Source organism: Nonomuraea sp. NPDC002799 (genome assembly GCF_053592075.1).
Genome location: NZ_JBSFVA010000020.1, coordinates 124,678 through 136,973, shown reverse-complemented (window position 1 = coordinate 136,973; position 12,296 = coordinate 124,678). Strand labels below are relative to the sequence as shown.

Annotated in this window: 16 protein-coding genes; 11 read left to right on the top strand and 5 right to left on the bottom strand. The window is 69.9% G+C overall.

All coding sequences use genetic code 11. The features are described from left to right. Positions 1-87 precede the first annotated feature (87 nt). On the bottom strand, positions 88-780 hold the full coding sequence (locus ACWD0F_RS31715) for a response regulator transcription factor (RefSeq protein ID WP_449881844.1): 693 nt from the start codon (positions 778-780) through the stop codon (positions 88-90). A gap of 174 nt (positions 781-954) precedes the next feature. Here ACWD0F_RS31715 and ACWD0F_RS31710 point away from each other — a divergent pair, with 174 nt between their 5' ends. The 9 genes from ACWD0F_RS31710 (at position 955) to ACWD0F_RS31670 (ending at position 5,545) form a co-directional block, all read left to right on the top strand. Next, positions 955-1,206, top strand: a complete 252-nt coding sequence (locus tag ACWD0F_RS31710) for a MoaD/ThiS family protein (protein ID WP_449881841.1) — start codon at positions 955-957, stop codon at positions 1,204-1,206. A gap of 72 nt (positions 1,207-1,278) precedes the next feature. Beyond that, the gene (locus tag ACWD0F_RS31705; protein ID WP_449881839.1) at positions 1,279-1,944 is read left to right on the top strand and encodes an LmeA family phospholipid-binding protein; all 666 of its coding nucleotides are present in this window, start codon (positions 1,279-1,281) and stop codon (positions 1,942-1,944) included. Positions 1,945-1,981: 37 nt separating this feature from the next. After that, positions 1,982-2,494, top strand: a complete 513-nt coding sequence (locus ACWD0F_RS31700) for a sigma-70 family RNA polymerase sigma factor (protein ID WP_449881836.1) — start codon at positions 1,982-1,984, stop codon at positions 2,492-2,494. Further along, positions 2,491-3,312 carry an anti-sigma factor family protein gene (locus ACWD0F_RS31695; RefSeq protein WP_449881833.1) on the top strand — a complete coding sequence of 274 codons (822 nt, stop codon included), beginning with the start codon at positions 2,491-2,493 and terminating at the stop codon, positions 3,310-3,312. Before ACWD0F_RS31700 ends, ACWD0F_RS31695 begins: the two co-directional genes overlap by 4 nt. 28 nt (positions 3,313-3,340) lie before the next feature. Beyond that, the gene (locus tag ACWD0F_RS31690; protein WP_449881830.1) at positions 3,341-3,820 is read left to right on the top strand and encodes a thioredoxin family protein; all 480 of its coding nucleotides are present in this window, start codon (positions 3,341-3,343) and stop codon (positions 3,818-3,820) included. A gap of 32 nt (positions 3,821-3,852) precedes the next feature. Continuing rightward, positions 3,853-3,936, top strand: a complete 84-nt coding sequence (locus tag ACWD0F_RS31685; RefSeq protein ID WP_350668905.1) for a putative leader peptide — start codon at positions 3,853-3,855, stop codon at positions 3,934-3,936. Positions 3,937-3,993: 57 nt separating this feature from the next. After that, positions 3,994-4,407 carry a DUF4395 domain-containing protein gene (locus ACWD0F_RS31680; RefSeq protein ID WP_449881827.1) on the top strand — a complete coding sequence of 138 codons (414 nt, stop codon included), beginning with the start codon at positions 3,994-3,996 and terminating at the stop codon, positions 4,405-4,407. Further along, the gene (locus ACWD0F_RS31675; protein ID WP_449881824.1) at positions 4,404-5,243 is read left to right on the top strand and encodes a sulfurtransferase; all 840 of its coding nucleotides are present in this window, start codon (positions 4,404-4,406) and stop codon (positions 5,241-5,243) included. The genes ACWD0F_RS31680 and ACWD0F_RS31675 overlap by 4 nt, the downstream gene beginning before the upstream one ends. Beyond that, positions 5,243-5,545, top strand: a complete 303-nt coding sequence (locus ACWD0F_RS31670; protein ID WP_449881822.1) for a DUF1416 domain-containing protein — start codon at positions 5,243-5,245, stop codon at positions 5,543-5,545. Before ACWD0F_RS31675 ends, ACWD0F_RS31670 begins: the two co-directional genes overlap by 1 nt. A gap of 83 nt (positions 5,546-5,628) precedes the next feature. Here the strand turns inward: ACWD0F_RS31670 and ACWD0F_RS31665 are convergent, their stop codons facing one another. Continuing rightward, entirely contained in the window at positions 5,629-6,180 is a 552-nt protein-coding gene (locus ACWD0F_RS31665; RefSeq protein WP_449881819.1) for a helix-turn-helix domain-containing protein, read from the bottom strand. A 221-nt stretch (positions 6,181-6,401) separates the two neighbouring features. On the opposite strand from ACWD0F_RS31665, the gene ACWD0F_RS31660 reads away from it, so the two are divergent. Further along, positions 6,402-7,643: a hypothetical protein gene (locus ACWD0F_RS31660; RefSeq protein WP_449881816.1), complete on the top strand. Its 1,242-nt coding sequence runs from the start codon at positions 6,402-6,404 to the stop codon at positions 7,641-7,643. A gap of 9 nt (positions 7,644-7,652) precedes the next feature. On the opposite strand, the gene ACWD0F_RS31655 is transcribed toward ACWD0F_RS31660, so the two are convergent. From ACWD0F_RS31655 to ACWD0F_RS31645, 3 genes are read right to left on the bottom strand one after another with little or no spacing between them, the layout of a single operon-like run. After that, positions 7,653-8,816: a hypothetical protein gene (locus tag ACWD0F_RS31655; protein WP_449881814.1), complete on the bottom strand. Its 1,164-nt coding sequence runs from the start codon at positions 8,814-8,816 to the stop codon at positions 7,653-7,655. Between the two features lie 7 nt (positions 8,817-8,823). After that, a complete protein-coding gene (locus ACWD0F_RS31650; protein WP_449881812.1) occupies positions 8,824-9,474 on the bottom strand; it encodes a hypothetical protein in 651 nt (216 codons plus the stop codon). Further along, entirely contained in the window at positions 9,471-10,136 is a 666-nt protein-coding gene (locus ACWD0F_RS31645; RefSeq protein WP_449881809.1) for a hypothetical protein, read from the bottom strand. The genes ACWD0F_RS31650 and ACWD0F_RS31645 overlap by 4 nt, the downstream gene beginning before the upstream one ends. Before the next feature lie 169 nt (positions 10,137-10,305). Here ACWD0F_RS31645 and ACWD0F_RS31640 point away from each other — a divergent pair, with 169 nt between their 5' ends. Continuing rightward, positions 10,306-12,252 (top strand): hypothetical protein, encoded by a 1,947-nt coding sequence (locus ACWD0F_RS31640; protein ID WP_449881806.1) that lies wholly within the window; start codon positions 10,306-10,308, stop codon positions 12,250-12,252. Positions 12,253-12,296: the final 44 nt, after the last annotated feature.

Sequence of the window (12,296 nt, the reverse complement as noted above, 5' to 3'; positions counted from 1 at the left end):
TGGGGACGGCGGTGTCCTCGGTATGACAGCTGTGAAACAGCCCTAACGACTATTTGTCACATCAGCCGGTCCGGCTGTCAATCGGGGTCAGACGGCGGTGGCGTCGGCGCGGTCGGGGACGAAGCGGTAGCCGACGTTGCGGACCGTGCCGATGAGGGATTCGTACTCGGTGCCGAGTTTGGCGCGCAGGCGCCGCACGTGCACGTCGACCGTCCTGGTGCCGCCGAAGTAGTCGTAGCCCCAGACCTCCTGCAGGAGCTGGGCGCGGGTGAAGACCCTGCCAGGGTGCTGCGCGAGGTATTTCAGCAGCTCGAACTCCTTGAAGGTCAGGTCGAGCACCCGGCCGCGCAGCCGTGCGGTGTAGGTGGCCTCGTCGATCGACAGGTCGCCGCTGCGGATCTCGTCGGGCACGTCCTCCGTGGCCGACTGCGAGATGCGCCCGGTGGACATGCGCAGGCGCGCCTCCACCTCGGCCGGGCCCGCGCTGTCGAGCAGCACGTCGTCGACGCCCCATTCCGCGGTCATCGCGGCCAGCCCGCCCTCGGTCACGATGACCAGCAACGGGCAGTCGATGCCCGTCGTGCGGATCAACCGGCACAGACTCTTGGCCTGCACGAGCTCCCTGCGCGCGTCCACGAGGACGGCGTCGGCGGGTGGAGTGTCGATGAGCGCGGACGCCTCAGCGGGGGAGACCCGGACCGAGTGGAGCAGCAAGCCCAGTGCCGGAAGCACCTCGGCGGACGGCTCGAGGGCGTTGGTCAGCAGGAGCAAGTTGCTCATTACGGCCTCCTCAAACACGCAAGGACCCGGGGGCTACGTCGCCCAGGTCCCTAGGTGAGGATATCTCACATGGGCGTCGCGTCCATTGCGCGTCCGCCGCGTGAACAGCGCGTCACCTGAAACATCATCGTTAAGGGCGACGCACAATAGGTGCAAACCAACTGTGAGGTACGCATGGCCACAGGAAAAATACGTTATTGGGCTGCGGCCAAGGAGGCGGCGGGCCTGGCGGAGGAACCGTTTCAAGCGGTCACTCTTAGTGAACTAATGACGAAAATCACACAAAATCGCGCCGAACTGGCCCGGGTGGCGCGGCGCTGCTCGTTCCTCGTGGACGGTTCCCCGGTCGGCAGACGGCCTCATGACGAGGTGGTTCTCGGTGAGGGCGCGGTGGTGGAGGTGCTTCCGCCGTTCGCCGGCGGGTGATCGAGCGCTTCGTGGGGGAATGGGAGGTGTTGATCGATAGCCTCTTGACCCCCGCCTGAGACTGGGAGCCCCATGCGCAAGCTGATCATTTTCCTGATCGTCCTGGTCGTCGTCCTCGTGGCTGTCGATCGGGTGGCCGTGGCGGGCGTGCAACGCGACCTCGCGAACAGGATCGCGGCGGCCACCGACCTCAGCGGCACGCCCACCGTGACCATTGAGGGCATCCCCTTTCTCACACAGGCCGTCTCCGGGCGCTATCCAGAGGTACGGTTCAATCTCGGGACGTTCACCTATGGGGGCGTGCCGGTCAAGAACCTGCGGGGCGCCGCCTACGACGTGACGGCCCCGCTGGCCGACGTCCTCCAGAACAGGGCCAACATCCAGGCCGGGCGCGTGGTCATCAGCGGCATGCTGACCCGGGCCACGATCGACAAGTACGCCCCCCGCGGCGTCAAGATCGGCGGCAACGGGCAGCGGCTCACGGCGTCGGGCGAGCTGACGGTGGGGGTGCAGAAGGTGCGGTTCAACGCCGAGATGCGGGTCGAGCTGGCCGACGGGGGCATCAGGCTCCAGGCCGAGAAGATCGAGGGTGTGCCCGACCAGCTCGCGCGGTTCGTCTCCTACACGATCCCGTTCAAGGGAAAGTTGCCCTTCGACGTCAAGGTGACCGGCGTCAAGAGCGTCGCCGAGGGGTTGGAGTTCTCGGCCGAAGCGTCTGACGTGCCCCTTCGTGGATGACCATGAACCGCTCGGCCCCCGCGTACGTGAAGAGGGTGTGAGCGCAGCCGGCACCGCGGACGAGGCACTCGTGCGGACCTTGTTCGACGAGCATGCCGGGCCGCTGTACGGCTACGTTCTGCGGCTGACCGGGGATTCGGGACGGGCGGAGGACGTCGTGCAGGAGACGCTGTTGCGGGCCTGGCGACATCCTGACGCCCTGACCGACCGGCCGATCCGCGCGTGGTTGTTCACGGTGGCCCGTAATCTCGTCGTGGACCAGCACCGCGCCAAGAAGGCCAGACCCCAGGAGACCGGCGACGATGCGCTGGCGATCCTGCCGGCCGACGACGAGCTGGAGCGCGCGGTCGAGTCCTGGGCGGTGGCCGGGGCGCTGGCCGCGCTGCGGGCCGAGCACCGCGAGGTGCTGATGGAGGTCTACTACCGGGGGCGATCGGTGAAGGAGGCGTCGGCGACGCTGGGCATTCCACCGGGCACGGTCAAGTCGCGCACCTACTACGCGCTGCGGGCGCTCAAGCTGGCACTCGAGGAGCGAGGGCTGGCGCCATGATGACGTGCGAAGAGGCCAAGATCGCGCTGGGTGCGCACGCGCTGGGCGCGCTCGACCCGGAAGAGGCGCTGGAGATGGACACGCATCTGGCGACCTGCCCGGCGTGCGGCGCCGAGCTGGAGGAGCTGGAGAGCGTGGCGTCGTTCCTGGGCAAGGTGTCGGAACGCGACGTCGAGCTGGTGGCCAGCCCCCCGCGCCAGGTGCTCGACCGGCTGCTGAACGACCGGGCCAGGCGCAGCAGGCGCGGCCGGCGGCTGACGGCCGTGGCCGCGGCCGCCGCGGTGCTGATCGTGGGCGGGACGGTGTGGACGTTGACCCAGACCGCCGCGCCGCAGCAGGAAACCACGGCCGCGGCCCCCGCGAGCACCGGCCAGGAGGATCGTGCCGAGCCCTACATCGCCTCGGACAGCGAGCCGGGGGCGGTGGCCAAGAGGATGCCGTCGTCCGTGTCGTCGTCCATGCCGTCGCCGTCCAGGCTGTCGAGCATCGCGCCCCGCACGAACGCCGACGGCCGCGCGTTCTCCGGCGAGAACCACGCCAAGGAGATTTACGCCACTGTGACGGCCCGGCCGGCCGACGCCGGGACGGAGCTGGGCGTGAGCCTCCGGGGCGTGCCGTTCGACACGACGTGCAGCCTCGTCGTCGTGAGCGCTGACGGCCTGCGGGAGGCCACCGAGAGCTGGGTCGTCAGCCGCGAGAGCTACCAGGACAGGGCCGTGTTCATGCGCACGACCTCCATGAACATGGCCGACATCGCCAGGTTCGAGGTCGTCGACCAGACGGGCCGGGTGCTCGTCAAGGTGCAGGCGCGGAAGTAATCGCGGCCGTCCGTGGTTGCACCAGGAGATGACGGGCTTCTGGGTGGCACTCGCGACGCTGGCGCTGGGTACGGCGATCGGGCTGTTCCGGCTGCGCCGCGATGGACGGGTGCGTGACATGGACCCCGCGAAGAACCGGCCGGAGGACCGGCCGGAGAGCCGGTTGTCCGCGGCCGACCTCGGCGCCGGGCTGGGCGAGCGGGCGACGCTGGTGCAGTTCTCGACCGCGTTCTGCCAGCCCTGCCGGGCGACCAGGCGGATCCTCGCGGACGTGAGCGGCCTCGTGCCCGGGGTGGGCCACGTCGAGATCGACGCCGAGTCCCGGCTCGACCTCGTCCGGCGGCTCGACGTCATGCGCACGCCGACCGTCCTGGTGCTGGACGCCGCGGGCGGCATCGTGAAGAGGGCCTCTGGCCAGCCGCGCAAGGCGGACGTCCTGGCCGCCCTTGCCACGTTCGTGACCGCCGATCCGTCTCACGAGTCGTCTCAGCCTCCGGACGAGATGTGACAGATGACGAGACGCCGAGTAGTGTCATCGCCATGAACCCATCGACAGAGCTGCTGACGAAGCGGCGCGCGGTAGATTTCTGCCGCGTGGCCACCGCGCTCTGTCGCGCTGCCTGAGGACGATCTCGCGGATATCCGATCCGCCCCAGTCGACCCCTTCAGGAGCATCCAACGATGCGTGCCGATCCTAGAGCGCTGCGCTTCGGCGCCGCCCTCACGACTCTCATCCTCGCCACCGTCCTGGTGACGCAGAGTGCCTGGCTGCTGACCGCGCAGGTGCTGGTGTTCATGCTCGCGGTGGCATGGCGCTCGCCGTACACGATGCTCTTCAAGGTGTTCGTCAGGAGCGCCCCGAAGGAGACCGAGGACTCCCGCCCGCCCCGCTTCGCGCAGGGAGTCGGGTTGCTCTTCGCGGTCGTCGGCCTGACCGGATATCTCACCGGGATCGCGGCACTGGCCCTCGTGGCCACGGCCGCGGCTCTCCTGGCCGCCTTCCTCAACGCAGCCTTCGGCTTCTGTCTTGGCTGCGAGCTGTACCTGCTCATTCGCCGTCTACTGCCCGCCGCCAAAATGGAGGTTTCCCAATGAGCCGCTCCGCCGCCCTGGTGGACGCCGAGTGGGTCGAGGCCAACCTCGACACCGCCGGAGTCGTCCTGGTCGAGGTCGACGAGGATGTCAGCGCCTACGACAAGGGCCACATTCGTGGCGCCGTGAAGGTCGACTGGCGGCAGGACCTGCAGGACCCGGTGCGCCGCGACTTCGTGGACAAGACCGGTTTCGAGGCCCTGCTGTCGGACCGCGGCATCTCCAACGAAGACACCGTCGTGCTCTACGGCGGCAACAACAACTGGTTCGCCGCCTACGCCTACTGGTACTTCAAGCTCTACGGCCACGACAACGTCAAGCTGCTCGACGGCGGGCGCAAGAAGTGGGAGCTCGACTCGCGCGAGCTGGTCCGCGACGTGCCGCAGCGTGCCAAGACGCAATACTCCGCGGCGGAGCAGGACAGCACGATCCGCGCCTTCCGCGACGACGTCACCGCGGCCATCGGCAAGCTCAACCTCGTCGACGTGCGCTCGCCCGACGAGTTCACCGGCAAGCTGCTCGCGCCCGCCCACCTGCCGCAGGAGCAGGCGCAGCGCGGCGGCCACGTGCCCACCGCCCGCAACATCCCGTGGTCCAAGGCGGCCAACGACGACGGCACCTTCAAGTCCGACGACGACCTGCGCACGCTCTACGGCGAGGCGGGCGTCGACTTCGGCAAGGACACCATCGCCTACTGCCGCATCGGCGAGCGCTCGGCGCACACGTGGTTCGTGCTGCACGAGATCCTCGACCAGTCCAACGTGAAGAACTACGACGGATCGTGGACCGAGTACGGCTCGCTCGTGGGCGTGCCGATCGAGCTGGGGGAGGCCCGCTGATGAGCACGGCACAGGGATGCGGAGCACCGGAGCAGACGATCGCCCTGCCCGCCGGGATCGACCTGTCCAACCAGGCCGTGATCCAGGGCGTGGTGACGGGCGTCGGCACCGCCTACGCGCGGCTGCTCGACAACTCGGGTGAGTTCACCGGCGAAGTCGTCGTGTCCGACGACGGCATCTTCCGTTTCTTCGCCGCTCCCGGCGACTGGACCGTCCGCATCATCGCGGGCGGCGGCGTCACCAGGGACATCCAGGTGGAGGCCAAGCTGGGCGAGGTCGCCCAGCTCGCGGTCGCCGTCTGACCGCTTCTGGCAGAGCTTCTGGCAGAGCTTCGAAAAGCCCGCGTCCGGCAGGACGCGGGCTTTTTCGTCCCGCCCGCCGCGGCTCAGGGGGGTTTGATCGGGTAACGCATGAGGAGGGTGGCCCTGACGACGTCGGGGCCGTGCGCCCGGTAGCCGTGCCGCACGTCGGAGATCCACGAGATGTGGTCGCCCGGTCCGGCCGTGAGCGGCTCGTGGAGCGGGCCGGCGCTGAGCGTGCCGCTGAAGACCGTGACGTGCTCGCTGACGCCCCCGTGGTGGGCGGGCGAGGTCTGCGTGAGGCCGGGCGGGATGCGCACCCGATAGAGCTCGTAGGTGACGCGGTCGTCCTCGAACACCTCAAGGAGCTCCGCCTCGATCGCCGTGCCGCGCATGATCTGCGCCTCGGGCGGCGCGTCGAAGATGGCCCCCATCGGCACGCCGAGCTGCGCCGTGATCGCCCAGAGCGTCTCCAGCGTCGGGTTGCGGCTGCCCGTCTCGACGCCCGACAGGGTCGCCTTGCCGATGCCGGCCCGCTTGGCGAGCTCGGACAGCGAGACTCCCCTGGCCTGTCGCAGCCGCCGCAGTCGATCTCCTACCACGCGGGGATCAGCGTCGAACGCGGGCAGCGGTTCCATACCGCCATGTTGCCGCACACATCGCGCTTCGTGCCCGGCATTTCCCGCCTGGATAATTCTTCTGGCGCCGATCGCCGCGTGTTCATGATCGATGTGCTCTGAGTCAGCGTTTTCCGGAGTTGCGGATGCGGTCCGAGGGACAGACCGATACGATCCGACAAATGTCCGGATCGACAGGTGTAATGGCGCCGCCCCGACCTGGGCCTACGCCGGGTCAGCGGATGCCGTCGCCGTACTCGTTGCCCCTGCACGCACTGCGCCTGGCGGGGAAGTGCGCCCTGCCCTTGATCCTCTGGTTCGCGGCCGGCGAGCTGGTGCGCTTCGTGCTGCTCTACGGCGCCACGGAGGTGGCCTACGGCGACTTCCGGCAGCTCCGCCTGGTCGCCACCATGACGCTGCTCACGTTCATCGTCATGGCGGCGCTGACGGTCGCCGCCGGCATGCTGCACAGCCTGCGCGGCGCGTTGTGGGAGATGCGGGCCAAGGCCGAGGAGGGCGTCGCGGACGAGCGCTTCTTCCGGACGCTGGACCGGGTCGCACCCGCCTTCGCGGTGCTCTACCTGGCGTGGGGCTTCCAGTCGGAGGACGCCAGGGCCGTCTATCAGATGGACCTGTTCCACCACTTCTACGACGGGACCGAGGCGTCCTGGTTCGGCGAGGAGAACAACGTCGGCCGGGGACTCGTCGACCTCGACTGGCGGGTGTCGCTCGGCGCGATGGTCGTCATGTTCGGGCTGAAGACGTTGTTCGCCAAGCTGGTGGAGAAGAAGCAGGGCAGGCTCTACGGCTTCGCCGCCGCGTTCTCCGAGTTCGCGTTCGTCTTCTACGGCCTGAACGCCACCGTGGCGGTCGCCGACCTGCGCTCCGAGTGGGTCCAGCACCGCAGCGTGATCGCCGGCACCGAGCAGGTCTGGACCGACGTGCGGGAGAACGTGCCCGTGTGGGAGGCCGTCACCGACGCGTTCGGTGAGGTCTGGCCGCTGTTCATCGAGGCCGTCGCGATCCCGCTCGCCTGGCTGGCCGTGGCGATGCTCGTCTTCGGCGCCTTCTCCGACGAGGCCAGGACCCTGGTGAAGGGCACCCGCCTGGAGAAGGGCGTGGACCGCCTCGAAGGCAGCCACGACCTGACGCAGCGCTCCTTCAACCAGCTGACCGGCGGCTTCAAAGACCGCTGGCTGCCGCTGGCCAACTCCTTGCGCATGGTCTTCAGGGCCGGCGTGCCGCTGTTCGGCATGATGTGCCTGTGCTACGTGAGCATCATCGCGGTCGCGGAATACGCCGAGCGCGGGCTGCTGACGCTCATCGGCAGCCGCGAGGAATGGATCTGGACCGTCCAGGGGCCGGCGGTCTCGTTCGTCCACGACATGGTCGTCACCGTGCTCACCATGGCGCTGCTGGCCGCCACGTACGACATCGCGGCCACCAGGGCCCGCCGCGACGGCCGGCCCTTCGACGAGGCGTGAGACCGGCCGTCAGCCGCGCCTGAACCGCAGGACGTCGGTCGCGGGCTCCTTGGACATGGCCTCCCGGTCGAAGAAGTCCTCCGTCGGGGTGTCGGAGCGGTAGGTGCTCGGCCGGAAGGTGAGCTCGACCTCCTTCGCCACCGGCGCCGGCACGATGGCCACCCCCTGGATCCTGTACTCCTTGCCCACCTCCAACCGGTCGGTCGGCCGGTCTTCGGGAGGCTGGATCTCCACGACCCACGAGCGGCCCGCGCGGTCCCAGAGCTTCATCTCGGTGGGCTGGGCGGTCATGGTGGCGTTGCCCGCGTCCAGGACCTTCTCCAAGACGTCCACCTTCAGCCAGGTCACCTCGGGGCCGTGCTTGGTGTCCTTCGGGGCGTCCATGGCCGAGAGCGCGGCCTTCCACTCGATGTTGTAGACCTTGCCCGCCTGGCCGGCGGCGACGATGACCTCCCTGGTCTCCACCCGGTTCTTGGTCTGGTCGTAGAAGAGGTAGCCGTCGTAGGTCTGCGCGGCCGTGGTGAGGACGGCCACCACGACGGCGGCGGCGGCGATCAGCAGCGTGCGCCGCCGCCGCGGCGGGCGCGTCGCCGTCGCCGGGCCCGGCGCGGGCTGGGACGGCTGCTGAGGCGGCGGTGCGTGGGGTGGTGGTTGTTGTCCCTGGGCCGCGAAAGCGTTCTGCGGCAGGGGCAACGGGGTCCGTACGGCGGGGATGGGCTGGGTGGCGCTGCTGACCGGCTCGCGGGAGGCCGGCGGCCAGACCTGCTGATCGGCGTGGGCCTGGCGGCGGCCACGGCTCGTCGGCCAGTTCTGGCCCTGCGGCCCGCCCCGGCCGAACGGCATGCCCTGCCCCCGCGCGCCCTGAGGACGCGGCGGGCCCTGCGGCGCGTCGTAGCCGGGGGGAGGCGGGACCTCACGGCCGCGGCGCCCTCCGGGACGGCGTGGCCGCCCCTGGCCGGGCGGCAGGGCGAGGCCCGGCGGTGGCTCCGTGCCGGACATCGGCTCGACGCCGGGCGGCAGGTTGTGAGCGGGTGGTGGCTCCGCGAGGGGCGGCAGGCCGAGGCCGGGCGGCGGCTCCCTGCCGGGTGGCGGCTCTGAGCCGGGCGGCGGCTCGTCCTCGGGCCGCCGGTCGTTGCTGGGCGCGAACCAGTCGCGTTCGTCGTTCGTGCTCATGCGGCGATCACTTCTTAGCGGTCGAGTAGACGTCCTGCGGCGCGGCCGCGAGCTTGCCCGCCGCCGCCTCGTCCAGGCCGAGGTCGACCTCGACCTCCGGTTGATACGACTCCACCAGCACCGACGGCGGCAGGCCGAACACGACCCGCGCCCCGGGCAGCGCCGACGGCGGCACCTCGAAGTAGAACCGGCCGCTGACCCAGATGTCCGGCTGCACCCATGTCGTCGACATCGTCACCCCGGTGTCGACCCGGTCGGTGGCGTCGAACTTCTTGCCGTCGGCCGTCAGCAACACCGGCTGGCCCAGGTGGTACGGCTTGAGGCTGGACTTGGCGGAGACGCTCACGATGAGGAAGAGCTGGTCGGTCCCGATCGTCTGGGAGCCGTCCTGGATCGACCTGGCGGCGGTGAACGCGTCGAGCCGCACGGTGAAGCGCTTGGCGTCCACGATCTCGCCCTTGGCGCCGGCGTAGGTCAGCGGGGCGCTGCGCTGCTCGTCGGTCAGCCGCAGGGCCTGCACGCCGATGGCGGCGGCCACCAGGAGCAGCCCGGCCACGACGCCGAGCAGCCGCGTTCCGCCCCCGCCCCCGCGCCGGCCGGCCCGCCGGTCGCGACGGGTCCCTGGAACGACGGAGGTCCGCGGCTCGGTGGCGGTCACGACGCCTCCCCCTTCTTGACCTGCAGCGTCACGCGCGCCTTGACCTCGGGCAGGAACGAGCGCTCGCCCGCTTCCTCGGCGATCATCTGCCAACGCGGGATCTTGCTGCCGAAGTCGGGGCGCTCCTCGAAGGTGGCCACGTCGAAGCTGACCTTGTCCGGTGGCTGCTGGTCGTCTTTCAGCAGGTAGCGCAGCACGACCTGGCTGGTCACCCCGGGATGCAACTGACGGCTCTCGCCGCCCTTGACGCGGGCGAAGGCGAACGGGCCCGCGTCCTTGCCGAACGCCGGCGTGATCCGGACCAGCGAGGAGGCGAAGGAGGTGGACACGTACGCCTGCTCAGGCTTCTCGGCGGGCAGGCCGACCGACAGGGTCTCGTCGCCCTTGTTGGTCACCTCGAAGATCAGCTCCACGAACCGCTTGTCCTCTTCGAACTGGGACGAGCCCCGATCCACCGTCACCCGCGACTCGACGAACTTGGTGGAGTACAGGCCCTGGTCGATCACCGCGCCCTGGCTGAGCGGGTCCGGTGGGACGGTGGCCTCGTTCAATCCGCCCAGGAGCGCGGTGATGCCGACGGCCGTGATCGCCACGAGGGCCACCACGGGCACCGCAACCGGGCGTCGGGGCCTGTTCTCGCTGCCGCCGGTGGGTTCCGTCATGGGTAAGGATGGTAATAGGTCTCGCTTGTCCCATCTGCCGCAATGCTCTCATCGGACTGGTGGAATTGCCGAGAACCCTGCCGCTACGGGGGTTGAAGCTCATACGCTGTCACGGAGCGGAAAGGGCTGGCCCCTACTCCTCACGACATATCGGCGGCCGGAGGGTCACGTGACGGACGTGCATCCCGAGCATGCCCAGCTGCAGGCGGACCGCATCTACCTGGGCTGGCAGTACATCCTGCTGCATCCCGACCCCGGCCCGCCACCCCGGCGTCCGTCGCCCGCCGAGGAGCCGGAGCCCGCCGCCGCGCCCGATCCCGCCGAGCTGGCGCTCCTGCGCCGCGAGCGGCTGCAGGAGGACATGCTCAACCGGCCGGTCCGGCACGTGCGGCTGTTCATGCTGGTGCTCAGCGTGCTGCTCGTGGCCGCGGCCGTCGTGGGCTACCTCGACTGGTCCTTCGCCATCCTCGGCGTGGTCGCCACCGGCGGCGTGGCCGGCGTCTGCAGTTACGCGCTGCTGCAGGGGGACCGGGCGGTCAAATACCGCGTGCTGGAGCAGCGGGCCAGGAACGAGCGACGGCGTCAGGAACGTGACAAGGAGTTGTTCCGCGCCCAGGAGGAGCACGCCCAGAGCTACCGGGACTGGCAGGAGTCCAAGGACCGGCACGACAAGCAGCTCTCCTGGTACGCGGTCGCCGTACCCGACGAACTCGACCGGATCGACGTGGCGGGCGGCACGTTACCGGGGTGGTCGGCGCTGATCACGTTGCTGGGGGCGACGCGGCTCTACAGCGGCGGCCACCTGACCGTGCTCGACCTGTCGGAGGGCGCGATCGCCAAGGACCTGATCGAGCTGGCCCGCAAGGGCGGCGACGATCCGCTGGTCTGGGTGCTCCCCGTCGACCTGCCCAAGCTCGACCTGGGCGCCACGCTCAAGCCTGAGGCGTTCGCCGACGTGCTGGCGCACGTGGTGAGCGTGAGCGAGGAGAACCGCACCACGCGCGACCTCAGCTTCGACAACGCGATCCTGGAGCGGGTGCTGGAGGTGCTCGGCGAGAACGCCACCATCAGCCAGGTCACGGCCGCGCTGCGGGCGCTGGCGCAGGTGGGGGATCCGCGCGACGACCTGAAGTTCGGGCTCATCACCGCCACGCAACTGGAGCGCATCGGCACGCTGTTCGGGCGCGGGGTGAGCGACCGGGTGGTGATCGAGCGGGCCTGGGCGCTTGAGTCCCAGCTCCGCAAGCTGGAGACGCTCGGCACGGAGGCCGTGCGCCTGCCGCCCGCCAGGCTCAGGGTGGTGAGCATGGACCGGCAGGCGGGCGTGTTCGGCAACCGGGTGCTCGGCACGTACGTGGCCACCGCGCTCACCCACATCCTGCGCCAGTCGCCGGCCTCGGACCGGCCCTGGTACCACACGATCATCGTGGCGGGCGCGGACAAGCTCAGGGGCGACGTCCTGGACCGGCTGATGGACGCCTGCGAGACCTCCCGCACCGGGCTCGTCCTCACCTACCGCTCGCTCACCCCCACCGTGCGGGAGCGGCTCGGCCGCGGGCACGCGGCGGTGGCGTTCATGCGGCTGGGCAACGCCGAGGACGCCAGGGTCGCCAGCGAGCACGTCGGGACCGAGCACCGGCTGGAGCTGGCCCAGCTCACCGAGACGATCAGCGACTCGCTGCCGGGGCTCGACGGCGGCTACACCTCGACCATCTCGCAGATGGACGAGGTCAGGGAGGACCGGGAGGAGACCCGTGCCGATCTGGTGGGGGACATCACCGAGTCCACCGAGTGGGGCAGGACGGCCGACAAGATCTCGGAGAGGGAGCGGGTGCTGCAGCGCTCGCGGGAGTTCCTGGTGGAGCCGCACCAGCTCCAGCAGCTCCCGACGACCTCCGTGATCGTCACGGACGCCACGGCCCAGGGCCGGCGCGTGCGCCTCGCCGACGCCAACCCGGCCATCCTGACCTTCCCCAAGACCACGCTCGGCGAGCTGGAGGAGGTGCGTGAGGCCGTGCTCGCGCTCGAACCGCAGACTCAGGACGGCGACGGGGAGCCGCCGCCGAACCTCGGGCCACCACCGCCACGCCTGGACTGGCGCAAGGGCAGGCAATGACATGGTCAATGTCAAGGTGACGAGCTGACGGTTGCCGGAATTTA